Genomic DNA, 22,940 nt, shown 5'->3' on the forward strand with positions numbered 1-22,940 from the left:
ACCATACAGAGGGCGCCGTATTCGAGGCACCCCCACTGGACGCTTCGTACGGTGACGCCGCGACCGGGACTCCCTACCTTCTACGCAACCCCGCACCCCCCGTTCCCGATCCCTTCCCCTCCCATCCCGGAGACGGCCATGACCGCTTCACTGGAGAAGACCCGCCCCGGCAGGACCCACTGGCTCATCACGCTCTACGCGGGCGGCGGCGAGCTCTGCGACGGCTACATCCTCAGCATCATCGGCGTCGCCCTGCCCCTGATCACCATGGACTTCCACCTCGGCTCCGCGATGGCGGGGCTGGTCGGCTCCGCCTCCCTCGTCGGGATGTTCGTCGGCGGACTCGTCTTCGGCTATGTCACCGACCTCATCGGCCGGCAGAAGGTCTATCTGGCCGACATCACCGCCTTCATCGTGCTCTCCGCCGCCCAGTTCTTCGTCACCGACCCGTGGACGCTGACCCTGCTGCGCTTCGCCATGGGCATCGCGATCGGCGCCGACTTCGCCATCGCGGGCACCATCGCCTCCGAGTTCGCGCCCAAACGCTCCCGGGGCCCGCTGCTCGTCGTCATGGTCACCATGTGGTCGGTCGGCGCCGCCCTCGCCTATGTCGTCGGCTGGGCGATGCTCACCACAGGACACGACGACTGGCGCACCATGCTGGCGAGCAGCGCCGTCCCCGCCGCGCTCATCCTGCTGCTCCGCTTCGGCACCCCGGAGTCGCCGCGGTGGCTGCTGAGCAAGGGCCGGGTGGAGGAGGCCACCCAGGTCCTCAAACGGATGCTCGGCCCCGGCGCCGACGTCGCCGAACTGGAAGAGGAGGCCGCGGCGCCCACCCGCTACCTCGACATCTTCCGGGGCGTCTATCTGCGCCGTACCGTCTTCATCGGGGTGTTCTGGGCCTGTCAGCTCCTGCCGATCTACGCCATCACCACATACGAGCCGACCATCCTGGCCTCCCTCGGGCTCGACCACGGGGACAGCGCCTATCTGGGCGCGGTGGCCCTCCAGATCTTCTTCGTGCTCGGCTCGCTCTCCGGGATCCTCTTCGTCAACCGGGGGCGCAGAGCGCTGCTGCTCTGGTCCTTCGCGCTCGCCACCGTGCCGCTGCTGGCGCTCTCGCTGCTGGCCGACCCGAGCCCGGCCGCCGTCCTCGTGCTCTTCGCGCTCTTCGGGCTCGCCTCCTTCTCCAGCCAGTGCCTCCAGGCGATCTACCCGTCCGAGCTCTTCCCCACCGGGATCCGCGCCACCGCCAACGGCTTCGCCACCGGCGCCAGCCGGATCGGCGCCGCGATCGGCACCTGGGGCGCGCCCGTCGTCCTCGGCCACTCCACCCGGCTCGCCATGTTCCTCGCGGCGCTGATCTGCGCCGTCGGATGGTTCGCCTCCTACCTGCTGGCCCCGGAGACCAGCGGCCAGACCCTGGCCGAATCCAGCGCCCCCGGAACCGGCTCACCCCTGATGGAGACCTCGTGACCCCGCACCCCGCCCAGCGCCCCGCCTCGGCGACCGTCGTCGGCGGCGGCGTCATCGGCCTCTGCTGCGCCCACTACCTGAGCCTCGCCGGGCTCGATGTCACCGTCCTGGAGCGGGACCGGATCGGCAGCGGCGCCTCCCGGGGCAACGCCGGCGAGGTCTGCCCCGATCTGGTCGAACCGCTCGGCGCGCCCGGCGTCGCCGCCAAGGCCGTGCTGGGGATGGCGCGCGCCGACACCCCGCTCGCGGTACGCCCCACCCCCCACCCGGAGCTGCTCGGCTTCCTGGCCCGCCTCGCCCGGCACAGCACCGGCCGCCACCACGCCCGGGGCGCCGCCGCCCTCGCCGCGCTCGCCCGGGACACCTTCGAGCTCTTCGAGGAGCTGGCGGCGGCCGGGGCCGACGGGCGGGCGGAGAAGGACGGCTATCTCTTCGTCTATCCGGACGCCCGCTCCGCCTCCCACGCCCAGGAGGGGTTCCGGCGGCTCGGCGCCCCCGTGGCCGCCGGGGGGATCCTCGGACCGGCCGCCCTCGCCGAACGGGAGCCCGCGCTCGGCGCCGCCGCCCGCGCCGGGTTCCTGGTGGAGCGCCAGTGGTCGCTGGACCCCTCGCTCTTCGTGGACGGGCTCTCCGGCCGGCTCCGTCAGGGCGGCGTCACCCTCGTGGAGGGCGCGCGGGTCACCGCCGTACGGCGCCAGGGGGCCCGTACCGAGGTGCGCACCAGCGCGGGGACATACCGCGCCGATGTGACGGTGATCGCCGCCGGGGTCTGGTCCCGCGAGCTCTGCCGGGGCCTCGGGGCCGATATCGACCTGCTGCCGGGCAAGGGGTACAGCTTCTCGGCGCCCGTCGAGACCATGCCCGCCCGGCTGGTCCACCTCGGCGCCGCGAAGGCCGTTCTCACGCCCCTCGGAGACCGGCTGCGGGTCGCGGGCACCATGGAGTTCGACCGCGACCCGGACCGGTTCCGGCAGCGCAGGGTGGAGGCGATCGTCGCCGCCGTACGACCGTATCTGCGCGGTGTGGAGTGGGACCGGCGCGACCAGGAGTGGATGGGGCCCCGCCCGATGACCCCGGACGGGCTGCCGTTCATCGGGTGGCTGCCCGGCAGGCCCGGGGTGCTGCTGGCCACCGGGCACAACATGCTCGGCCTGATGCTCGCCCCCGCGACCGGCCGGCTGGTCGGCGCACTGGTCACGGGCGGGAGCGAAAGGAGCGACGGTACGGGCGGCAGGGGTGGTACGGGCGGCGTCGGCGATGGCGCGGCGGCCGGGCGGGAGCGGGTCGCCGCGCTCGCCGCGGCCTTCGCACCGGCCCGGGGCGTGCGCCGCTCTTGGAACCCCCTCAGGCGTCCTTGAGGGCGCGCTGGATGGTCCGCATGACCTCGTCCAGCGGGGCGTCCGTACGGGCCACCGTCACCAGGACGTCCCCGCTCGTACGGGCGGAGGCGGCCGGGCGGGCGGGGCGCCCCATGGCGCGGCCCGCGCCGATGCCGCTGCCGAAGGTGTCCCGCACGATCGCGAAGGCGTGGTCGAGCTGGCCCTCCAGATCGCCCTCGCCGCCGGCCCGCAGCCACCGCCGCAGCACATGGTTGTGGGCGGTGACGACGGCGGACGCGGCCACCTCGGCGAGGAGCGGGTCGTCGTTGCCGTCGATGTGGTCGTGCTCGTCGAAGTGGCCCAGCAGATAACGGGTGAAGAGCCGCTCGTACCGGGCCACCGAGGCGATCTCGCGCTCCCGGAGCGTGGGCACCTCGCGGGTCAGCCGGTAGCGCGCCACGGAGACCGAGGGGGAGGCCGCGTACATCCGCATGACCTCCTTGATGCCCCGGCACACCGTGTCGAGCGGGTGCTCGTGCGAGGGCGCGGCGTTCAGCACCGCCTCGGCCCGGACGAGGGTGTCGTCGTGGTCCGGGAAGATCGCCTCTTCCTTGGAGCGGAAGTGCCGGAAGAAGGTACGGCGCGCGACCCCGGCGGCGGCGGCGATCTCGTCGACCGTCGTCGCCTCGTACCCCTTGGTCGCGAAGAGCTCCATGGCCGCCGCCGCCAGTTCGCGGCGCATCTTCAGCCGCTGGGCGGCGGCACGGGTGCCCGCGGCGCTCTCCGGGGCGTCGGCCCTGGCGCTCGTACGGGAGGACTTGGCGGGCTGGGACATAAGGTGAACGTACTGCATCCAGGCGGTTCCGCGCGCCCGAGGGGCAGGTCAGCGCCGCTCTCCGCCCGAAAACCGCGCCTCGGGTACGGCGCCGTCCGCCGGGCGGTCCGCGGGGCGGACGGCGCGGCGGGACAGGGTGGCCCGCCGGGGCCGTGGTTGACGCAGGTGGGCGCCGATACCCTGGCTCCATGGACGAGGACTTCCGCTCGCTCGCCGACCGGACCAGGGACGAGTCCGGGGGCTCCGCCGCATACCGGCGGCTGATCTCCACCGATGACCTGGAAGCGCTCGCCGATGTCCTCGTCGCCCGCGAACAGCCCCTGTGGGCGCGGGAGATCGCCGCCTTCCGGCTCGGTTGTGCCAGGGACGTACGGGCCTTCGAGCCGCTGGTGCTCCTCCTCAACCACCGCGACCCCGAACGGTGCGTCTCCGCCTCGTACGCGCTCGCCAGGCTCGGCGATCCGCGCACCCCCCGGGCCGCCGCCGCGCTCGCCACCAACGCGCTCCGCACGGCGTACGCGCTCCACCCGGTGCGGCTGCTCACCGCGTTACGCGCGCCCGAGTCCGTACCGGCGCTGATCACCACGCTCCAGCGGCTGCTGGCGCCGGACGAGCCGCACTGGCGGGTCGCGCTCGCCTGCGTCGAGGGGCTGGGCCGGCTCGGCGACGACCGGGCCCGTCCCGTCCTGACCACGGCGCGGGACCACCCCCGCCTGGCGGCGGCGGCCGACGAGGCACTCGCGCGCCTGGGCGAGTGACTTGCTCGATCGCCGCGGCATCGGGTGTCCGCGAGAACGTGAACGACTCTGACCCCGGTGGCGCGCCGCCCGATGTGACAGCGGACTCCCCTGGGGGCGTCTCGCCCGGTCCTGCCGACGCCGACCACCCCCGGTGGTGGCGCGGAGTGTCCAGTCGGCCCGTCTGGTGGCCCCTTTCGCTGCGGCTGACCCAGGCCCGCGTGACGGCTTCCTGAACAACCCCCAGGACCCGCCCGCCTCGGTCGTTGAACATGGTGCCGAGCAGCTCGCCCTCCGCGTCGGTGCTGATCGAGTACGGCGCCGGGCGGATCAGGGAATGCAAGACCCGCGCCGCCCGCTCTGTTCAGGCCCCGACAGCGTTGAATGCCCGGTGTGCGACCGCGCAGGGCAGGCGCCGTATCTGTACGCAGACCTGGCGCACCTCCGAGCCCTGACAGAGCCCTCACCGACGTTCCGGTGAGGGCTCCTTAGGACGGGACTCTGACCGGGCGAAACCAGGTCGATCGCGGCAAGTAGGGCAGCGAACCGCACGTCCTGTCCGGCGCCCGGCGCATCCCGCCGGCCGACGCGGTGTCCGGGGCGAACCTGCACGACAGCCAGGCGTTCAAGCCGCTGATCCTTGCGATACCCGCCGTCCGCTCCCGGCACGGACCGCGCCGGCGGCGACCGGTCAAGATCCGGGCCGACAAGACGTACTTCTCCGCCGACCACCTGGCCTGGCTCCGCGACCGCGGCCCGATCCCGCGAATCGCGCGTCCCGGAATCGAGTCCGGCGAGCGGCTCGGCTGCCGCCGTTCGGGATCTCCCCAGCCACCGTCTGCCGGGTCATTCACCGCCTGCGCCCGCTGCTGGCACTGGAGCCGGCCCTGCGGCCGATTGCCGACGTGGACCGGCTGTGGATCGTGGACGGACCCTTGATCCCGGTCCGCGACCGCACCGTCGGAGCCTCCTCCCGCAACTACCGGTTCTCGGCAAACGTGCAGGTCATCATTGACGCGGACAGCCGCCTGGTCATCGCCTCGGCCCGGCCGGCGCCGGGGAACAAGGCCGACGCCCACGTGTGGCGGGCGTCGTGCCTGCCGGCCGCGGAGGCCGGGACGACGGTGATCGCGGACGGCGCCTACCTGGGCACCGGCCTGATCGTCCCGCACCGCAAGAGAGCCGGTCGCCCCCTCCTGCGTGGCCAGGAAGAAGACAACGCCGAACACCGACGCGTCCGTGCCCGCGTCGAGCACACCTTCGCCCGGATGAAGAACTGGAAGATCCTGCGCGACTGCCGCCGGAAAGGAGACGGCCTCCACCACGCCGTCCAAGCCGTCGCAACCATGCACAACCTCGCCATGACACGGTGAAATAGCAGGTCAACCACCACTTCGACCTGCCGAAGCCGGACCTCCTGCAACCCCCTTCAGCCGCGCACGTGCAGCCCGAAACCGGTGCGGCCCGCAGGCTCCAGGCCCTCCTTCAGGTGCAGCGAGGGCATCTCGTAGTCGCCGAAATTCTGTGGCCGGAACGGGATCGGCTCGGTCGACTCCAGGGTGAGCAGGCGCTGCTTCCATGCCTCGGCAACGTCCGGGTAGTCCTCCCTGGTCATCAGGGCGGTGCCGTACAGCACGAACGGCGGCAGCACCTCAATGCCCGGATACCAGAAGATGCCGTGCTGGATCGGGAACAGCAGATCGTCGATGGGGCCCTGGATCCCGCGGGCGGCGTAATGCGACTCCGGGGCGCCGGTGGTCACCGACAACATAGCCCTCCTGCCCGCGAGGGTGCCCGCCCTCTCCGAAGCGATCGCCGAACCTTGCGTCACTGTGCTCCCCGACGCCGTACGCAAAGTGGAAGGTGAATACCCTTTCTACCCAGCCTTTGAAAATCGCGGGCATCGTGTACCACCACATCGGAAACTGCATGATGATCGTGCGTCCGCGGCGTCCATGACCGCCTTCCAGTCCATCGCGTACAGATCGCTCACCCGTACCTCGTGCCCGGCGGTCTCTTATGTGGACACCGCGAGGTCCTTGAGAGAGCCTTGAGCGACTTCGGCTCGGGGTGGGCGTAGACGATCAGCGCCTTCATGGGAACTCCTTCGGATCGGGAGCCTCCGATTCCGGGCACCGCGGTGCCCGGCATTCAGGGGCGCCTCTTCCATCGGACGGGACTTCCTGGTAACGGCAGGACCACCTTCACCGGCACCACCGAGGCCATACGGGGGGCATGGACGATCTCGCGGGCTACCTGCGGACCCGGCGTTCCCGGGTCGACCCGGCGGCCGTCGACATCCCCACCGACCGCCGCCGGGTCGAAGGGCTGCGCCGCGAAGAGGTCGCGCACCTGTCCGGAATCAGCGTCGACTACTACGTACGCCTGGAGCAGGGCCGCGCGACCCAGCCCTCCGAGCAGGTCCTCGACGCGCTCGCCCGCGTCCTCGGCCTCGACGAGACCGAACGCGGGCACCTCTACCGGCTCGCCCGGCAGCGCCGCCGCCGCGCGAAGGCGCCGGGCGGGCGGGTCCGGCCGGAGCTGCTGCGCGTCCTCGACCTGGTCGCCGACGCGCCCGCGCTGATCATGGACCCCCGCCTGGACGTGCTCGCCGGGAACCGCCTCGCCGGGCTCTTCTACGGCCGGTCGATGCCGGGCCTGAACACCGCCCGGCACATCTTCCTCGAGGAGGCCGAGCGCGGCCTTTACGCGGACTGGGAGAAATGCACCCTCGACGTGGTCGGGCACCTGCGCCTGGCCGCCGGCAAATACCCCGAGGATCCCCGTCTGGCCCCGCTCATCGGTGAACTGGCGATGGGCAGCGAGCGTTTCCGCCGCCTCTGGGCCCGCGCGGACGTGCGCGCCCGCACACATGGACGCAAGGCGTACCGGCAGCCGCTGGTCGGACTGCTGGAACTGCACCAGGAGAACTTCTCACTGCCGGACGAATCGGGCATGGAGCTGCTGGTGCTGTCCGCGGCCCCCGGCAGCCCCGCCGAGGATGGACGCGAACCCGGCGCCAGCTACAACCTCCCGGGGACTCCGTACCCTCCGTGCTCCGAGTCGCAATGCAACCTGTCACCCCGCAGGTCAACGGACCTGTCTCTGCAAGATCTAATGAGACCGGACAACCAGCTCGAAAGGTGTTGCAGAAGGCTCGGTTTCGATTGTTGCCCGCTCAGCCGCTGGCATCGGTGCGGTCCTTCTTCCCCAGCAGTAACCTGCCGAGTGATGCAGCGGACGCAAGGAGGACGTCGGGACCCTCCGGGGCGGTAGCACGCAGCCGTACGCCGTTGCCGGTGCGTACGCCGACGACGCCGGCCTGGAGTATCCGACCCACTTGTACGTCGGCGGGGCTGTCCCCGACCACGTAGAGCGGATTGGAGGCCAGGTGTTTCATGTCCATCAGCGCGCGCCCGGCCAAGGTGCTCTTGGCCGTCACGTCGTCGTAGTCCCGTTCGTGCTCGGAAAGGTCGTCGCGGGTCAGTACGGAGGCGAAGTGATGCCGGACTCCGTGCCGTTCGAGCAGGGCGGTGGTGGGCCCGGTTCCCACCCAGGCGCTGACCAGGGCCATTCGTACTCCCGCCGCCGCCAGCGCAGTCAGCGTGGCGGCGACGCCCGGATAGAGCGTGGCGTAGTGCATGTAGCGCCTGACCACGTCATCGACCCGGTCCCGTACTCGGACGGAACCGATGTACAACTCTCCGCCCATGATGGCCTGCCAGTAGGCGACTCCCAGAATTTCTTCCCGCAGCGGCGGTCGTACCCGCTCCTGTCGGTGCAGGTCGAGTACGAAGCGCAGGAACATCTCGGACCAGTCCACGAGGGTGCCGTCGCGGTCGAACACGACCGAGACCCGGCACGAGCGCGGGTCCCGGTCCATGTAGCGTTGCGTCATGCTGGGCCCGGCACGGGCGCGTGGCTCTCACCGTGGCCCGGGGGTCTCTCCCAGGGGAAGACGGTCCAGTCGTCGACCTCCAGAGCCTGGTGGTCGGGGTGGCCCGCCGCGTGAATGTTGCGGACGAGGACCACGGTGCGAACGGCGGCGGCGCCAAGGTTCTGGGCGGTGCGTACGGCCAGGGCCATGGTGCCGCCGTCACCCATGATGTCGTCCACGATCAGGACGTCGGCGCCTGTCATCGGCCGGTCGGGAACGGTATAGCTGAGGGTGGGCTCCCCCCGTTCGCTGTAGCGGGAGTTGGATGTGTTCCTCGGGATGCTGAAGATGCGGAAGTCCTGCACGCCGAGCAGGTTGGACAGGGCTACGGCGGGTGGCAGTCCGCCGCGCGCGATGCCGACGATGACGGTGGGCCGGAATCCGCTGTCCCGTACCTCGTCCGCGAGCAGGGTCAGAGCTTTGCCGACCTCGGGCCAGCCGAGCAGCAGCAGGCGTTCTCGGCGCCACAGCGAGGTGCTGCTCATGGAATGGCTCTCGTCGGTCATCGAGGTCCGTCCACAACGGTGCGTGCCGCGGGAGCCGTTGCCCTGCCGTGCAGTGTGGGGCCGCCGGTGCAGTCGATGATGTCGGTGGTGTCCGGGCCGGTGCCGATCAGGTCCACCGGGCGGCCGAGCCCCTCCTCGATCCGGGCGACGAATGCGGCCGCCGCCTCGGGCAGGGTGTCCTCGCGCAGACCGCGGCATGAGGGGTCGATGTAGTCCAGAAAGGTGAGGGCAATCCGCGAGGGCCGGTTGACGCGGATGGATTCGCGGGCCTTGTCCAGGTCGAAGGTTCCTACGCGGCGACGCCTCCCGGTGACGGTGCCGTACTCGACGATGCCGAGTTTCTCAGCGCGGGCTTGTGGAATCTCGGTGGGCAGAGGACCGGCGCCGACCCTGATGGGGTAGGTCCGAAAGGCCAGCACCACCTCGTCGATCGCCAGCGGGCCGAGCCCGGCGTCGGCGGCGGCCGTGCTCGCGGTGCTGTCCTTGCCGACCGTGTAGGGATAGCTGCCGAACAGCACCGACAGGCCGTAGCCGTTGGTTCCCTCAACCAGGACGTGCTGGTCCCGGTCCAGGGCCTCGTTGGCTTCCGCCGCCACGTCGGTCAGGTAGGGGGCGAGCTCGGGGATGTCTTCGGCTCGGAGCCCGGACCGCATGGCGCGCGCGGCCAGCGCGGGGCCGTGCCCGCTGCCCGTGCTGCGCACCCGCTCTGTGAGGTTTTGATCACGGGACTCGGCCTCGACGTGTTCCGGCTCGATGATGCTTGCCCGGAAGTCGATGCCCACCCGGTCGCCCACACCCAGTTCCTGGATCTCCCGCAGAAGCACTTCTGGTCGGACGAGGACTCCGGCGCCGAGCAGCAGTCGCGTCTTGGGATTGATGACGGCGCTGGGCAACTGCCTCATGCGCAGTGTGCGGCCCTCGTGGATGACCGTGTGGCCGGCACCCGGGCCGAGGCCGGCACGTACCGAGACCGTGGGGTTGTCCCGCATCGCCAGGTAGCTACAGATCTTGCCCTTGGCCTCGTCGCCCCACTGGCCACCCACCACTATCGTGCCCGGCATTTTTGCCCTCCGCTTCTGGCGGCCAGGGCCCGATCAGCCCGTTGCACCGCCTCGTGTGCCAGTTCGTCGCACAGACCCGTGTCGGTTCCGGAACGTGCGAGTGATGTCAGTTGCGCTGGCGTGATCACGCAGGTCACCTGGTCGTCGGCGGCGAGCACGTGCAGCAGATCGCGCCGCTCGGCCGCGGCGGTGGAGCTGGCCCGCTGCACAACCCGATAGGCATCCAGGCGGGGCATACCGGTGTCGACGAGTGCCAGCAGGATTGCCTCACTCAGGTGGGCGTGCTGAGAGCGTGCCAGGTTTTCTGCCATGCGTTCAGGAAATGTCAGCAGCCCGTCCACCACGGTGGTGGCGGTGATCAGTGCCTCCTCCAGCAGCACACAAACCTCGGGCAGGACGAACCGTTCGTTGGCCGAGTTTGCGAGGTCCCGCTCGTGCCAGGTGACGACGTTCTCCAGAGCGGGGCCGACCAAGGACCGCAGGAGTCGCGACAGGCTGCACACGCGCTCGCTGAGGACGGGGTTGCGCTTGTGCGGCATGGCGGAACTGCCGATCTGGGCGCCGGTGACGAAGTGTTCCGCGACCTCGCCGATCTCGGTGCGTTGAAGGTTGCGGACCTCGGTGGCCGCGTTCTCGAGGCAGGCCGCAGTCAGCGCCGCCCAGCCGACGAACTCCGCAAACCGATCGCGGGCGACCGCTTGCGTGCAGATCTGGGCCCGCTGCAGACCAAGCCGCTCCAGGGCCTCGGCTTGCACCTGCCCGCCCTCGGATCCCAGACCGGCGAGCGAGCCCACGGCCCCGGACACCTTGCCCATCACGGCGCGCTCCCTGAGCTGGTCGAGGCGCTCCAGACATCGCGTCATCTGATCGAGATGTACGGCGAGTTTGAACGCGAGCGTGACGGGCTGTGCGTGCTGGCCGTGTGTACGCCCGATCATGATCTGACCGCGCCCTTTGACGGACCGGTCCCGCAGCGACGTCAACAGGTCGGCCAACCTCTGCCCCAACAGCGCGATGGCCGAGTCCAGTTGCAGTGCCATCGCGGTGTCCTGCACGTCGCTGCTGGTCAGCCCGTGGTGCACATATCCTTGGTGGGGCCCGCAGGACTCGGCGAACTGCTGTACGACGGCGAACAGTTCATGCCTGCTCTCCGCCTCGATGGCGGCAACGCGGGTGAGGTCGGGTTGATAGGCGTCGGCTTTGGCGCTGATCTCCGCGGCCGCGTCGGCGGGGATGACGCCGAGTCTTCCCTGTACGGCGGCGACAGCGCCCTCCACCCGGATCCAGTGGCGGTACCGGGACTGGTCCGTAAACAGGGCCCGCATCGAGTCGCTGCCATAACGGCCTCGATCCAGGGGTGTCGTCATCGCCCGGCCGACCCCCGGAGAACCATTGCGACCAGCTCCTCGCGGGGCGGACCGTACTCCTCGAAGATCCCGTGGAAGACCGAGGAGGTCATTGTCGCCGGTGTGCGGATGCCGCGCATGCTCATGCACAGGTGCTCCCCATGCGCGATCACTGCCACGTCCGGGGACGCCGTCACGGCGCTGATCTCCTCGGCGATGTCGCCCACCAGCCGTTCTTGCACCTGGAGCCGGTGCGCGTGCCGCTGAGCGATGCGAGCGAACTTGGATAGGCCGAGCACGGCATTCCCCGGCCGGTAAGCGATGGTGACGGAACTGGAGAACGGCAGCAGGTGGTGTTCGCACAGCGACCAGACCTCGATGTCCGACACCACCACGACCTGGCCATGTGTCTTCAGCTCGAAGAGGGAGTCGACCTTCCCTGCGTCGTACTGGGTGAACTCCCGCCACCAGCGGGCGAAGCGCGCGGGCGTCTCCTGCAGCCCTTCGCGGTCAGGATCCTCGCCTATCTCCAACAGGAGTTGGCGGCACAGCTCCTCCAGCGGGTCTGCCGTGCCGGCCCGGTCGGTGCGCCCGGCGGTGTGGTACAAAGGCGCTGCGGACGGCACGTTGTCATGATGCTTCATGGTCATACGCCCCTCTTCTCCCCCCAGATATGGATGTGCAGCCGTGGCGTCAGATTCCAGCCGCGGGCGATCACCGCGTCGGCCAAGCCCGCGAGGTTGCGGTGTACGTCCGCGGCGGTCCGGCCCTCCGGCATGATCCATACCGGTGTCGTCCCCCAGCGCTCCACCACCCAGGAGACCTCGTCCAAGTCCTCGGCGGTCCGGCAGACGAACTTGAACGCCGTCCCGGGAACGGCCGCGAGTGCGCGCAGCGCCTCGGGCACAAGTCGTCGAGTTTCAGGGTCTCCTGAGTGGGCGAGCTTCGGGGACACGTTGAAGCGCACCCCGTCGGTGACCAGTCGGGCGTCCGGCACCACAGTGCCGTTCGTCTCGAACTCCACCCGGTGGCCTGCCGCGAGCAGACTGGTCACCAGAGGGATCAGGCGCTTCTGCTGGTTGAGCGGCTCGCCACCGGAGACGACGACCAGCGGTACGGAGAAACCGAGGAGGCGCTCCAGTACAGCGCTCGTGGGCATTGTTGTGAGTTCCGCGCGTGGACTGTAGGCAACTCCGGTGTCGCCGACTCCCGTCCAGTCCCAGGTGTACGGCGTGTCGCACCACCGGCACGACAGGTTGCAGCCGCCCAGCCGGAGAAAGGCACACCGCCTTCCCGCTGAAGGCCCCTCGCCCTGCACAGTTCAAGTCGGGCCGAACAGCTCGTTCACGACGAGCTTCGGATCCGCGGAGGCACCACCTCCCTCGGTAACGTCCACCGTGGCGCTGGTGGTCGTGCTTCTGCGTGTCACGGCCGGTACTCCGCCGAGGTCTTGGGTGTCTCCGAGAGCCGCACAGAGCTGAGTTCGGGGAACTGCGGCGACCACCTCTCGTAGATCCACCGGGCGAGGTTCTCCGCGGACGGGTTCTGGTCGGTCACCAGGTCGTTGAGGTGGCGGTGGTCGACCTCCTCGTCGAGCCAGTTGCGGAAGGAGGAGAGGTCGCCGTAGTCGCGGACGAAGCCGTTCTTGTCCAGGCCGTCGTCGGCGCTGGAGAGCTCCAGTTGCACAACGTAGTTGTGCCCGTGCAGACGGCCGCACGGATGGCCCGCCTCCAGGCCGTCAAGTCGGTGACTCGCAGAGAAGTGGAACTCCTTGCTGATGGTGAAGGACATGTGGGCGGCTCCCAAGGTGAAAACGCGCTGTCGCTGTAGTCCCGGCGTTGTCCCAGCGGGCTCCCGGCTGGATTCGTCCTGACACGGAAAGCTGATTGTGGAAGTGGCCGGCCCAGCGGGAGGTGATCCGCGGAGCATTCACCACGTGCCGAGATCGGACCCAGCATGACTCCCCCCGCACGGCCTTCGCCTCACGGTATCGGCCGACAAAATAGCGGCCGATGTACCGAGAGTCTCCACAGCGGGAACCGAAACAGCTGCCGGCGTCGGAGTAGCGTGCGGGCGCGGAGAGGCTCCTGTCGCTCGCTTTGCGGCCGGCCGCACCGCTGAGTCTCGGTCGCCAGGTCCGCACTCTTCGGTACGCGGCCCGGGAATTCTCGGGCATGGCCCTGATGCGCAGGCCGCGTGACGGGCCGACGATCGGAACCGCACAGCCGGAGCGAGACACGCCTCGGCCTCACGCGACCTCGGCCACAGCAAGGAGAAGCCGTATGGGCCAGGACATCGACAAGCCCGACCCGTTCACCGTCGTGGTCGTCCTGTCGGGAGGGTTGGATTCCACCACCCTCCTGGCGCACTACGCCGCGCTCGGCAGCCGCCTGCTCGCCGTCACCGTGGACTACGGACAGCGGCACCGCCGTGAGATCGAGGCGGCCCGCGCCGTGACCGCCCACTTCGGAGCCCGGCACCTGGTGGCGGACCTGAGCGATCTGGGCCGACTCCTCAAGGGCTCAGCCTTGACGGACAAGCAGGTGGACGTACCGGACGGCCACTACGCGGAAGCGTCCATGCGGTCCACGGTGGTACCCAACCGCAACGCCGTCCTGGCCAACGTCGCGGTGTCGATCGCGGTGGCGGAACGAGCCTCCGTGGTTGCGCTCGGCATGCACGCGGGTGACCACTTCGTGTACCCGGACTGCCGACCCGCCTTCGTGTCAGCGCTGAACACACTGGTGGGCGTCGCCAACGAGGGCTTCCCCACGCCCCGGATCGAGGCGCCCTTCATCCACTGGTCGAAGTCCGACATCGCCGCACACGGGACACGTCTGGGTGCGCCGCTCGGCGAGAGCTGGTCCTGCTACAAGGGTGGCGAACGGCACTGCGGCACCTGCGGAACGTGCTTCGAACGCCGTGAAGCATTCCGCGAAGCCGGCCTCGCCGATCCGACGGACTACATCGACGGTGTCACGGAGTTCGCCGCCCCGTGAGCATTCATCCGGTGGCAGGACAGCTCGTCGGGCCCGCCGAGCGGTGCCGCCGCACTCCTGGACACGAGAGATCGCGGACAACGAGTCGGAGCTGCGACGGCGTTGGACGGCGGAACTACGTGCTTGGCAGACAGCGCTGCCACCGCCGGTCGGAACACCCGAGGCGGCTCTTTCCTCCCGGTGGCGGGTTCCGGTTGCCGTCGGGCCACGTGGACCTCGTCGGGCCCACGGCGCAGGCGTTCTTCACCGACCGGGTCACCCAGGACGGCTGGGTCCCGCTCGCGGATTCGGCTCCTCCGCGGCCGATACCGCGATGTACCCGCCCGAGCCGCCGCCGTCTGCAGCTGAACGCTGGTGCGTTGTCGCCGAACGCCGGCCGTTGTATGCCCAACACGCCGTATCCTCGGCCCGGCCGCTGTTCGTCTCTCCAGTGCCGTGGTACCCGTGGCTCGCGTGGCCGGCCTTTCTGGCCTGGACGGCCAGCAGGTCGCTCTCGATGCTGTCGACACTCGCCGTCATCGTCTTCGGCTCGCCCGTGCTGCCGGAGGTGAGTTTGAGGGACGTCGCGCCCTCGGGAGTGTGGACGACCGGCGGGGCACCCGCCCCGCCTCCTGCTCGGCGGCCATGCGCATGACGTCGAGGTCCGTCTCCGCGATCCGTAGCGCCGTGGCCCACAGGGCGGCCACCTGGCGCTCCAGCGAGGATGTCGATCTCGCCGTCGGACGGACAAGGCCCCAGGGCACCGGTCCGGTACAGCCGTTCCCCGCGCACCGGGTCGTGGACGAACCGCTCCGCGGTACACGCCTCGTCGCCCAGTGACCCCGGGCGAGACCGGTGCCGGTGGCCCGGATCCCGCCGCTCACCCAGTCGGGCACGTCGCAGCCGAACGTGTCCAGCACATAGGCCGGTTGTTCGCGTTGGGCCTGCCGTACGGGATGCTGCGCGAGCCGTCCTCGTCCTTGCGGACCGGGCGCGGGATGCTCCAGATGGTGGTCTCCGTCGGACCGCCGAGCGACACGACCTCCAGGTCGGGCCCTGAGCCCGCGCAGCGCGGCCGGCCGCGTCGGAGGAATGCGGTCCCCGCGCATCATCAGCCGCAGCGCGGGCAGCGGGGCGGCCGTGTCGCCGGCGGCCCGGCGCCGGCGCCGCTGGTACTCGGGGAGCAGTCCGGACGTGGTCGCCTGCCATGCCTCGTCCGTCAACAGGGCTTCGAGGAGCCTCTGATAGCCCGAGACGAGGTTTTTGACCAGGCCGTCGGGGAAGAGCTCGTCGACGATGTCGAACCGCGTCGTCCGGCATTGCTGTCCTTCGATTGCCTGGGATCGGAAGGTTCGGTGCGTCACGTATCACCGCGCCAGCTCGGCCGCGGATCAGGGCCGTGACCGAGAGGTTTCCTGCCGACGGCCGAAGTGCCGGCTCCGGCGCGGGATCCTACCGGCTTCGACCGCCGGACAATGGGGTGACCGTCGGTGATCAGTGTCCACAACGCACGGTTGCGGAACGCCTCGGGAAAGTCATCCCGCCCGGATATACCCAGCTTGCGATAGGAACTGGACAGGTGGTGCTCGACGGTGCGGACGTTGATCTTCCGGAACTCCGAGATCTGGCGGTTCGTCATGCTGCGGACCGCGTCGATCAGGATCTCCCGCTCCCGTGCGGTGAGCGAGAGAATCCCGCGCAGTGAGGGGTGCTCGTGCAATGCCAGGACCTGCTGGCGGATACGGACGCTCAGCGCGGTCGCCCCGCACTGGTCGGCCAGCCGTGCCGCCCTGGTGAGCTCGGTGACCGCCTCGTCCTGACGCTTCTGTTGGGCCAGCACTCGGCCCAGATCGCCGGCCGCGTAAGCCAGATCGAGCTGACCCTGGGTGGACTCCAGCACGGCCACGGCCTTCCGGAGCAACTCCTCCTTCGTGTCATCTGTGGCGACCTGGGACAGCGCGCGCAGCCCACGGCCCTGCTCCAGCGGGGACCCGGTGTCTTCGGCGAACCGGGCCTGAGAGTCGGCGACCTGCCGCGCCCACCCGTTATAGCCGACTTGGGCCAACAGCCCGACACCGTAGATCCGCCAGGGAGCGGAGCCCACCAGCCCCCACCCCGTCGCTGTGGCACGCTCCCATAACTCCGTCAGGTCTGCGGCGGCCCGGCGGAGATCGCCGTCCCTGGCGTGCAGGAAGGCCGACGCGAACACCAGGTCCCCTGCCCACCATGAGTCCGGCCGACGTTCCGGACCGTCATACCGCCGCAACAGCGCCTCGGCGTCACCGGTACGGCCCTCACAGAGCAGGACGAAGGCCAGCAGCCCGACCATGCGTGTGCGCAGTGGCCCGGGCCGGCCCGAGGTTTGCGGCAGCGCGGCCAGGGCGCTGTTCAGCCCGTTCTCGGCCGCGATGAGATTCCCCTCCGCGAACGCGATCTGGGCCCGCACGAACAGCACATCCGGTCGCCGCGTGTAGCGGGGCCCATAGGCTTCGTCGTCGAGTTTACGCAGGTGGGCCGCAGCCTCGGCCGGGTAGCCGCTCTCCACCAGCACGGTGAGGGCCGCGAGCAGCGCCAGCGGTTGGGTGTCGAGTTCGTCGATCTCGCGCTCCAGAGCGGCCCGGGCAAACCGCAGGGCCGCCCGCGGGTCGTCATTGACCACATGCCGGTACAAGGCGGCCAGACCGCTCGCGGCCGCCGTCAGCGCACCTCCATGAGCCTCCGGAAGTTCGGCCAACGTGCTGGTGATCTTCGCGGCCGCCGGTGGCGGCTCGTCGGCCACCCGGCTCAGTGTCTGGTAGGCCCGGTCCCAGCCGCGCAGCGCGGTTCCGGCGAGGGCCGCCCCGGTCGCGTCCAGAATCGGCTGGTTCTCCTCGGCCGAGTCGGACAGGGTTCGTCCGATGTGGCTGATCAGCCGACGCAGCACGAACTCGTCACGGGCCCTCGGCAGCATCCCCACCGCTGCTTCGAGCCCGGACACCGCATCGGGTTCGCCCCGCAGGTCGACGAGTTCGAGCATGGCCTCGCTCTGCTCATGCCCGGACGCGCTGTCCACCACGAGCTTGAGATATCGCCGTGCGGTGGCATGGTGGCCTGTGCGCCGGGCGATATCCGCCGCCCGCAACATCACACCGGCGGGCCAGGCGCCCTCCTGCGGTACGGTCGAAGCGCTCAGGTGGGCCGCGACCAGATCGGCCGGGGCACCCTGTTCATGCAGGTAGGCAGCCGTGGTCAGATGAACCGCATTGCGGGCCATCAGCGTCGTGCCGCCGGTCAGTGCGGCTCGCAGCAGTGGATGGCGCAGTTCCACGGCGTCGTTGTCGGCCACCAGACGCATCCGCACCAGCAGGTCAAGTGTCTTGAGGGCGTCTACTAACCCCAGCCCGGACAGGTGCGCGGCCATGGCGATGTCCACACTGCCGACGCGTCCCGCCACCGCGATCGTCTCGGCCAGCCGCACGGTGTTCAGGTCGACGAAGAGTGCCGGCCCGAGAAGGTACTCGACGATGCCGGGGAGCACGACCTCGTGCACCGCCGTCGGTTCCGGAAGCGCGTCGCCTGCCATCAGCCACGCGCTCAGCGCGTCGAGCAGGAATGGATTGCCCAGGGTGACGCGGTGGCAGGCGGTGGCCAGAGCCTTGTCGAGGCGGCGCCCGAGCCGGTCGCTCAGCATGGTGGTGGCCTGCTGTTCGGTCAGACCGGACAGGACGATTTCCCGTCCGCCGAGCAGGAGCCGGGCCAGTTCCGCCGGGGCCTGGGCCGGCTCGCCCAGCCGTACCGACAGAACCAGTACCACCGGCCGGCAGGCGCACACCTGGGTCACACGCTGGAGGAATTCCAGCGAGGCCGAGGAAGCGCGATGTACGTCGTCGACCGTCAGCACTACAGGCGCTTCGTCGGTGAGGGCGTAGATCGCTGCTCGGACCGCCTCGACCAGCGCCCTTTCCCACCCGACATCGGCGGTTGCCCCGGCACACAGCAGCGCATCGCGGTGCGCGCCCTCGCCCGGGAGCCGCGCGGCCAGGGCGTGCGCCAAGTCGCCCGCCACCCTCGTGGCGTCATCGTGATCGGCCCGGCGCCCCGCCAGCCGGATGCCCAGACCGCCCTGGAGCTCGACGTCATGGACGAACTCGTCGAGCAGCGCGGTACGGCCCATGCCCGCCTCGCCGGACACCACGTACCGGACCAGGCCCTCGGACATACTGTCCTGGCCGGCCTTGGCCAGCGCACGCCGCGCATCCCAGTGGCCTACGAAGCTCCTGCGCTGGGTCACGAGCGCGCCGCCGGATGGGCGACGTGTACGACGTCCTGATCACCGATGGCGTGCGGCCGCTGGGCGAAATGGCGGTACAGCACCGGGCGCAGGGCCTCTTTCCGCCACACCGCCAGCCGGGAAAAACCGGCTTCGGCGAGAACCCGCGAGGCAGTCGCGAGCAGGGACCCTTGGCGGTCGTGCGGCTCACCGGCGAGAGGTACACAGACTTGGTTGAGCAGACTGACCGACCCACTGTCCCGGCTACTGCCGATGAGCACGATCCGGGCGGCCGCATTGGTCTCGTCGCAGACCCGGATCATCTCCCGCACAGCCCGCACCACATCGTCGACGTAATGCGACACCCAGGTGGCCATGACCGCGTCAAAGCTTCGATCCGGGAATGGCGGTGCCTCGGCGTGGCCTGGCAGCGCACGGATGGTCGCGGCCCTGGCCCGCAGCGTCTCCACTCGCTCTCGATGAGGTCCGACAGTGGTGCACTGATCCGCCTGCGCCGTGATGGCACGGGGCAGTTTGCCGGTACCGCCGCCGACGCCCGGCATCTGCTGACCACCGGACAGGGCGGCCAGAGTGGCGGAGATCTCCTCGCGTCGTTCCAGACGCTCCGCGAAATTCAGCCAGTCGCGATGGCTCAGGCGATGGGGCCCGCGGTAATGCGTCGGCATCCGGTCCTCCGGACCGAAAAGCCACCGAATCTCGGTCTTGTCCAGGAAATCGAGGACGGGAAGGGGCGTCTCAAACGTAGTCATGAGGCCTCCAGGAGAGGATCTGAAATTTCCGATGAGACATCGCTGGTCGGATAATGGAGGGGAAGCCGCACGCTCTCATCCATGAGAGCAGATCATGCAGCTGTGTCGCGCTTTTTCACAGCGGCGGTCCAACGACCGCTCCTCCCTTGCTCCAGGCGTTTCCGGACAACCACTCCAGCCTTCCGGTCACGGGGGCGAAGGACACGGGTGCTGGGTTCCCCGCGATGGTGGACATGACCCCACTGCGCGGACTCCGATCCGCCGTGCGTCATCAACTTCCGGCTTGTGATGGTGACGTGGCGTCGGTTCTTCCATAACCGCCAAGGCCGCCGGCCCCCACATCGCCTGCGGCTACATCTGCGGACCACATGTCTGCCACATCCTCGAACGGAACCATCTGAATTTCGGAGCAGTAACAGATGTGTGGGCGAAGCGATTGCGGCACTTGGGCAGGGTGGAAGTCCGGCGCGGTGGACGGGTTCTCGGCGGGCCTTCGGGCGGATGCCGTGGTAGATCATCGTGCTCCCCTTCATAGAGGTGGCGAAACGTATGCCGCCCACACGATGCAGAGCAGGAGCGTCGTACCAGAGCACGTGAACAGGGCGAGCGTCCGCATGCAATGGCAGGAGGATGTAGCTTCGCGGAGTCGCCGTCACCGTGCTGCTGACCACACCTCCGCACCGGCCGCGCTCCAGATTATCGGCGGATCTCCCAGCGGCCGAGCCGGCCGGATACCGTCGGTGCTATTGATGCTATTGACCAAGAAGTCCAGCGGCCTGGGCTTGACTATGGCGAGCCCATGGGGCGTACGGTGCTGAGCGCCGACAGACCGGCTGGATGAATTCGCCGGCCGGATCGTCACCCGCATGCCGACCCCGGTGGGGGATCCCGGCCGACGACGGTGGCGACCATTTGTCCTTCGAGGTCATGAGTCGACTATGAACGGGCCTGGTGTCTCGTCACATCAGCACGAGTTGCCTATTCGACGGCGACGGCGCATAGGCACACACCCGTCTGCGAAGGCAGGGTTTGTTCAAGTTCCTTGGCTAGGTGTCCGTTTCGTTGGTGATGCCCAGGATGGGGAGTGCTCGTCGCGGATCGCCCGGGTGTCATGGCGATGTTGTCGGCTCCGAGGGATTTCGGCACGCCGATAGCGAGGTTGCGGAGGGTCGCCATGGCCTGTGGCGCGGTCCCGGCGTGGACGGTGGAGGCGTCCTCGGCGAAGGTGACGTCCCTGATGTGGTGCGAGGAGTTCTCCACTCCCCAGTGCCCGCGAATCGCGGAGGCCAGGTCGGCCGGGCCGACCTGGCGGGCGTCGAGGCTGGTGACGGCGTAGACACTCTCACGGGTCTCGCGCCTTCCGTGCCCGGAGGCGGGTGGTGCCGTGCGCGCGGATCCCGGCGGGAGCCGGCCCTCGACGGCTACTTCACGCGGGACTTCGCACGCGACATCGGTGCCGAGATCATGGGCCGTAACACGTTCGGGCCCCAGCGCGGTCCCTGGCCGGACCATGAGTGGCGCGGCTGGTGGTGGGGGAGGGAGGAGGAGCCCCTGTTCCGCACGCCGGTGTTCGTCATGACCCACCACGGGCGTCCGTCGTTCACGCTCTCCGACACCACGTTCCATTTCGTCGGCGACGGCCAGGGCACGGTCCTCGAACGGGCGCGGGAAGCGGCGCGAGGTCAGGTTGTCCGGCTCGGATGGCGAGGTCACCGCCATCCGGCAGTTCCTTGACGCCGGCCTCGTCGACACCATGCAGGTGGCGGTCTCGCCGGTAGGGCTCGGGTCCGGACTACGGCTGGGGGAGTCCCCTGATGAACTGCTCGACCGGTTCCACCTGGAGGTTGTGCCCAGCCCGAGTGGCGTGACACACCACCTGTTCTGGCGCAGGTGACGCCGGAGCTCCCGCAGGGCGGCTGGTGGTTCTTCGATTCGCTGTGGTCATGGCGACAGGGGCGGCGGCCCACGCGCCTCCCGGGCCGCCGCCGCACTCGCCACCGACGTACTCCGGGCGGCGGACTACGCGCTGCCCGGAATCACAGCAGGGTGAGCTGGGTCCCGCCGGGTTCCTGGGGCGGCGGCGCCGCGGGGGCGGTACGGATTCGGCGGGCCGTGCCGCTGCTCGCGGGGCCGATGCCGAACTCGTCGGCCAGTTCGTGTACTTGGCGGGTGATACGCCGCTGGTACCACTTCGGCGCGTACGCACCGGCCGCGTACATCCGCTCGTACCGCCCCACCAGCCACGGGTGGTGCTGCCCCAGCCACGCCATGAACCACTCCCGCGCCCCGGGCCGCAGATGGAGCACGAGCGGGGTCACCGAGGTCGCCCCGGCCGCCGCGATCGCCCGTACGGTCGCCCTGAGCTGCTCGGTCCGGTCGCCGAGGAACGGGACCACCGGGGCCATCAGCACCCCGCAGTCGAGCCCCTGGGCGGTCAGCGCGCGCACCACGTCGAGCCGGCGCTCGGGGGCGGGTGTGCCGGGCTCGACGGTGCGCCACAGCTCCTGGTCGGTGAAGCCGACCGAGACCGAGACGCCGACATCGGTGACGGCGGCGGCCTCCCGCAGCAGGTCGAGATCGCGGAGGATCAGTGTCCCTTTGGTGAGGATCGAGAACGGGTTCGCGTGGTCGCGGAGCGCGGCCAGAATGCCCGGCATCAGGGCGTACCGCCCCTCCGCCCGCTGGTAGCAGTCGACATTGGTGCCCATGGCGATATGCGCCCCCTCCCACTGGCGGGAGCCGAGGTGGCGGCGGACCAGCTCAGGGGCGTTGACCTTGACGACGATCTGCGAGTCGAAGCCCAGCCCGGTGTCCAGATCCAGATAGCTGTGGGTCTTGCGCGCGAAGCAGTACACGCAGGCGTGGGTGCATCCCCGGTACGGGTTCACGGTCCATTCGAACGGCATCCGGGACGCGCCCGGCACCCGGTTGACGATCGAACGGGCCCGGACCTCGTGGAAGGTCACCCCGCGGAACTCGGGGGTGTCGAACGTGCGCGTGACCACGGCGTCCGTGCCGAACAGCGCGATCTCCGCGGGTGGGCTTTCGGCCAGATTGTCCCAGCGCATGGATGCCTCCTCGGTAGCACTGGCCACAGAATAGAACATCTGTTCGCTTGATCGCCGCCACCCCGGATTTGGGCGGGCGTGCCGGGGGGTGGTTGGGTGGCCGCACCCCACTGAGAACCCGAGTGCTGGAGGAAGAGCCATGGCGCAGGTCGAGGCCACGACGGAGCGAGTCATCGCGGCGGACCCGGAGACGGTGTTCGATGCTCTGGCCGACTACGAGAACACCCGCGCGAAGCTCCTCCCGGGGCAGTTCAGCGAGTACGAGGTGCGCGAGGGCGGCGACGGAGAGGGCACCCTCGTCCACTGGAAGCTCCAGGCCACCAGCAAGCGCGTGCGCGACTGCCTGCTGGAGGTGACCGAGCCCAGCGACGGCCGGCTGGTCGAGAAGGACCGCAACTCCTCGATGGTCACCACCTGGACCGTCACCCCCGCCGGTGAGGGCCGTTCGAAGGCCGTCGTCTCCACCGTCTGGAACGGCGCCGGCGGCATCGGCGGCTTCTTCGAGCGGACCTTCGCGCCGAAGGGGCTCGGCCGGATCTACGACGAGGTGCTGGCCAACCTCGCCAAGGAGACCGAGAAGTCCTGACCCGTCCGGGATTCCCCTCCCGGCTCACCGTTTCGAGTGGTCTTCCCCGCGGCGCGGTGGTGCGCCCCCGGC

18 protein-coding genes and 5 pseudogenes are annotated in these 22,940 nt (G+C 69.8%); 10 read left to right on the forward strand and 13 right to left on the reverse strand.

Annotated features, from left to right (window positions below):
• Positions 1-138 precede the first annotated feature (138 nt).
• Positions 139-1,476, forward strand: a complete 1,338-nt coding sequence (locus tag AB0O07_RS02915; protein WP_365625842.1) for an MFS transporter — start codon at positions 139-141, stop codon at positions 1,474-1,476.
• A complete protein-coding gene (locus AB0O07_RS02920) occupies positions 1,473-2,834 on the forward strand; it encodes an FAD-dependent oxidoreductase (RefSeq protein ID WP_365625845.1) in 1,362 nt (453 codons plus the stop codon). The genes AB0O07_RS02915 and AB0O07_RS02920 overlap by 4 nt, the downstream gene beginning before the upstream one ends.
• Here AB0O07_RS02920 and AB0O07_RS02925 read toward each other — a convergent pair.
• The gene (locus tag AB0O07_RS02925) at positions 2,821-3,630 is read right to left on the reverse strand and encodes a TetR family transcriptional regulator (protein ID WP_365625848.1); all 810 of its coding nucleotides are present in this window, start codon (positions 3,628-3,630) and stop codon (positions 2,821-2,823) included. The two genes, AB0O07_RS02920 and AB0O07_RS02925, sit on opposite strands and share 14 nt — an antisense overlap.
• Positions 3,631-3,818: 188 nt before the next feature.
• On the opposite strand from AB0O07_RS02925, the gene AB0O07_RS02930 reads away from it, so the two are divergent.
• The 3 genes and pseudogenes from AB0O07_RS02930 to AB0O07_RS02940 form a co-directional block, all read left to right on the forward strand.
• The gene (locus AB0O07_RS02930; RefSeq protein ID WP_365625851.1) at positions 3,819-4,388 is read left to right on the forward strand and encodes an adenylosuccinate lyase; all 570 of its coding nucleotides are present in this window, start codon (positions 3,819-3,821) and stop codon (positions 4,386-4,388) included.
• A gap of 570 nt (positions 4,389-4,958) precedes the next feature.
• A pseudogene (locus AB0O07_RS02935) lies at positions 4,959-5,111 on the forward strand (IS5/IS1182 family transposase); the annotation flags it as partial.
• A 65-nt stretch (positions 5,112-5,176) separates the two neighbouring features.
• A pseudogene (locus AB0O07_RS02940) lies at positions 5,177-5,740 on the forward strand (transposase); the annotation flags it as partial.
• Between the two features lie 56 nt (positions 5,741-5,796).
• Here AB0O07_RS02940 and AB0O07_RS02945 read toward each other — a convergent pair.
• Positions 5,797-6,464 (reverse strand): annotated as a pseudogene (locus AB0O07_RS02945) (NAD(P)H-dependent oxidoreductase).
• Positions 6,465-6,602: 138 nt separating this feature from the next.
• On the opposite strand from AB0O07_RS02945, the pseudogene AB0O07_RS02950 reads away from it, so the two are divergent.
• Positions 6,603-7,373 (forward strand): annotated as a pseudogene (locus AB0O07_RS02950) (helix-turn-helix transcriptional regulator); the annotation flags it as partial.
• 172 nt (positions 7,374-7,545) lie between these two features.
• Here AB0O07_RS02950 and AB0O07_RS02955 read toward each other — a convergent pair.
• The 7 genes from AB0O07_RS02955 to AB0O07_RS02985 all read right to left on the reverse strand — a co-directional run bounded on the left by AB0O07_RS02955 (position 7,546) and on the right by AB0O07_RS02985 (position 13,008).
• The gene (locus AB0O07_RS02955; protein ID WP_365625853.1) at positions 7,546-8,265 is read right to left on the reverse strand and encodes an HAD hydrolase-like protein; all 720 of its coding nucleotides are present in this window, start codon (positions 8,263-8,265) and stop codon (positions 7,546-7,548) included.
• Positions 8,262-8,789: a phosphoribosyltransferase family protein gene (locus AB0O07_RS02960; protein WP_365625856.1), complete on the reverse strand. Its 528-nt coding sequence runs from the start codon at positions 8,787-8,789 to the stop codon at positions 8,262-8,264. The genes AB0O07_RS02955 and AB0O07_RS02960 overlap by 4 nt, the downstream gene beginning before the upstream one ends.
• 17 nt (positions 8,790-8,806) lie before the next feature.
• Positions 8,807-9,871 (reverse strand): adenylosuccinate synthetase, encoded by a 1,065-nt coding sequence (locus AB0O07_RS02965; RefSeq protein WP_365625859.1) that lies wholly within the window; start codon positions 9,869-9,871, stop codon positions 8,807-8,809.
• On the reverse strand, positions 9,856-11,238 hold the full coding sequence (purB, locus tag AB0O07_RS02970) for an adenylosuccinate lyase (RefSeq protein WP_365625862.1): 1,383 nt from the start codon (positions 11,236-11,238) through the stop codon (positions 9,856-9,858). The genes AB0O07_RS02965 and purB overlap by 16 nt, the downstream gene beginning before the upstream one ends.
• A complete protein-coding gene (gene folE / locus AB0O07_RS02975) occupies positions 11,235-11,867 on the reverse strand; it encodes a GTP cyclohydrolase I (protein WP_365625865.1) in 633 nt (210 codons plus the stop codon). Before folE ends, purB begins: the two co-directional genes overlap by 4 nt.
• On the reverse strand, positions 11,864-12,535 hold the full coding sequence (locus AB0O07_RS02980; protein WP_365625867.1) for a 7-carboxy-7-deazaguanine synthase QueE: 672 nt from the start codon (positions 12,533-12,535) through the stop codon (positions 11,864-11,866). The genes folE and AB0O07_RS02980 overlap by 4 nt, the downstream gene beginning before the upstream one ends.
• A gap of 107 nt (positions 12,536-12,642) precedes the next feature.
• Positions 12,643-13,008 (reverse strand): 6-carboxytetrahydropterin synthase, encoded by a 366-nt coding sequence (locus tag AB0O07_RS02985; protein ID WP_365625870.1) that lies wholly within the window; start codon positions 13,006-13,008, stop codon positions 12,643-12,645.
• A gap of 491 nt (positions 13,009-13,499) precedes the next feature.
• Here AB0O07_RS02985 and queC point away from each other — a divergent pair, with 491 nt between their 5' ends.
• Positions 13,500-14,216 (forward strand): 7-cyano-7-deazaguanine synthase QueC, encoded by a 717-nt coding sequence (gene queC / locus AB0O07_RS02990; protein ID WP_365625873.1) that lies wholly within the window; start codon positions 13,500-13,502, stop codon positions 14,214-14,216.
• A gap of 515 nt (positions 14,217-14,731) precedes the next feature.
• Here the strand turns inward: queC and AB0O07_RS02995 are convergent.
• The 3 genes from AB0O07_RS02995 to AB0O07_RS03005 are packed head-to-tail and all read right to left on the reverse strand — an operon-like array spanning position 14,732 to position 19,214.
• Complete coding sequence (locus tag AB0O07_RS02995; RefSeq protein ID WP_365625876.1) at positions 14,732-15,559, reverse strand: hypothetical protein; 828 nt, start codon at positions 15,557-15,559, stop codon at positions 14,732-14,734.
• Positions 15,556-18,465 (reverse strand): AAA family ATPase, encoded by a 2,910-nt coding sequence (locus tag AB0O07_RS03000; RefSeq protein WP_365625879.1) that lies wholly within the window; start codon positions 18,463-18,465, stop codon positions 15,556-15,558. The genes AB0O07_RS02995 and AB0O07_RS03000 overlap by 4 nt, the downstream gene beginning before the upstream one ends.
• Complete coding sequence (locus AB0O07_RS03005; RefSeq protein WP_365625882.1) at positions 18,462-19,214, reverse strand: class I SAM-dependent methyltransferase; 753 nt, start codon at positions 19,212-19,214, stop codon at positions 18,462-18,464. The genes AB0O07_RS03000 and AB0O07_RS03005 overlap by 4 nt, the downstream gene beginning before the upstream one ends.
• A 1,174-nt stretch (positions 19,215-20,388) precedes the next feature.
• On the opposite strand from AB0O07_RS03005, the gene AB0O07_RS03010 reads away from it, so the two are divergent.
• Both AB0O07_RS03010 and AB0O07_RS03015 read left to right on the forward strand, forming a co-directional pair.
• Positions 20,389-20,550 carry a hypothetical protein gene (locus AB0O07_RS03010; protein ID WP_365625885.1) on the forward strand — a complete coding sequence of 54 codons (162 nt, stop codon included), beginning with the start codon at positions 20,389-20,391 and terminating at the stop codon, positions 20,548-20,550.
• 77 nt (positions 20,551-20,627) lie between these two features.
• A pseudogene (locus AB0O07_RS03015) lies at positions 20,628-21,108 on the forward strand (deaminase); the annotation flags it as partial.
• A 142-nt stretch (positions 21,109-21,250) separates the two neighbouring features.
• Here AB0O07_RS03015 and AB0O07_RS03020 read toward each other — a convergent pair.
• Positions 21,251-22,282 carry an Rv2578c family radical SAM protein gene (locus tag AB0O07_RS03020; protein WP_365625888.1) on the reverse strand — a complete coding sequence of 344 codons (1,032 nt, stop codon included), beginning with the start codon at positions 22,280-22,282 and terminating at the stop codon, positions 21,251-21,253.
• Positions 22,283-22,421: 139 nt separating this feature from the next.
• On the opposite strand from AB0O07_RS03020, the gene AB0O07_RS03025 reads away from it, so the two are divergent.
• A complete protein-coding gene (locus AB0O07_RS03025) occupies positions 22,422-22,868 on the forward strand; it encodes an SRPBCC family protein (protein ID WP_365625891.1) in 447 nt (148 codons plus the stop codon).
• Positions 22,869-22,940: the final 72 nt, after the last annotated feature.

It is taken from the genome of Streptomyces sp. NPDC093085 (genome assembly GCF_040683935.1).
In the GTDB taxonomy this organism is placed as follows: Bacteria; Actinomycetota; Actinomycetes; order Streptomycetales; family Streptomycetaceae; genus Streptomyces.

Excerpts from the sequence above, each read along its gene's own strand:
- AB0O07_RS02915 (WP_365625842.1), top strand. The coding sequence starts at position 139 with ATGACCGCTTCACTGGAGAAGACCCGCCCCGGCAGGACCCACTGGCTC.
- AB0O07_RS02925 (WP_365625848.1), bottom strand. The coding sequence starts at position 3,630 with ATGTCCCAGCCCGCCAAGTCCTCCCGTACGAGCGCCAGGGCCGACGCC.
- AB0O07_RS02930 (WP_365625851.1), top strand. The coding sequence starts at position 3,819 with ATGGACGAGGACTTCCGCTCGCTCGCCGACCGGACCAGGGACGAGTCC.
- AB0O07_RS02955 (WP_365625853.1), bottom strand. The coding sequence starts at position 8,265 with ATGACGCAACGCTACATGGACCGGGACCCGCGCTCGTGCCGGGTCTCG.
- AB0O07_RS02960 (WP_365625856.1), bottom strand. The coding sequence starts at position 8,789 with ATGAGCAGCACCTCGCTGTGGCGCCGAGAACGCCTGCTGCTGCTCGGC.
- AB0O07_RS02965 (WP_365625859.1), bottom strand. The coding sequence starts at position 9,871 with ATGCCGGGCACGATAGTGGTGGGTGGCCAGTGGGGCGACGAGGCCAAG.
- purB (WP_365625862.1), bottom strand. The coding sequence starts at position 11,238 with ATGACGACACCCCTGGATCGAGGCCGTTATGGCAGCGACTCGATGCGG.
- folE (WP_365625865.1), bottom strand. The coding sequence starts at position 11,867 with ATGACCATGAAGCATCATGACAACGTGCCGTCCGCAGCGCCTTTGTAC.
- AB0O07_RS02985 (WP_365625870.1), bottom strand. The coding sequence starts at position 13,008 with ATGTCCTTCACCATCAGCAAGGAGTTCCACTTCTCTGCGAGTCACCGA.
- queC (WP_365625873.1), top strand. The coding sequence starts at position 13,500 with ATGGGCCAGGACATCGACAAGCCCGACCCGTTCACCGTCGTGGTCGTC.
- AB0O07_RS03005 (WP_365625882.1), bottom strand. The coding sequence starts at position 19,214 with ATGACTACGTTTGAGACGCCCCTTCCCGTCCTCGATTTCCTGGACAAG.
- AB0O07_RS03010 (WP_365625885.1), top strand. The coding sequence starts at position 20,389 with ATGGCCTGTGGCGCGGTCCCGGCGTGGACGGTGGAGGCGTCCTCGGCG.
- AB0O07_RS03020 (WP_365625888.1), bottom strand. The coding sequence starts at position 22,282 with ATGCGCTGGGACAATCTGGCCGAAAGCCCACCCGCGGAGATCGCGCTG.
- AB0O07_RS03025 (WP_365625891.1), top strand. The coding sequence starts at position 22,422 with ATGGCGCAGGTCGAGGCCACGACGGAGCGAGTCATCGCGGCGGACCCG.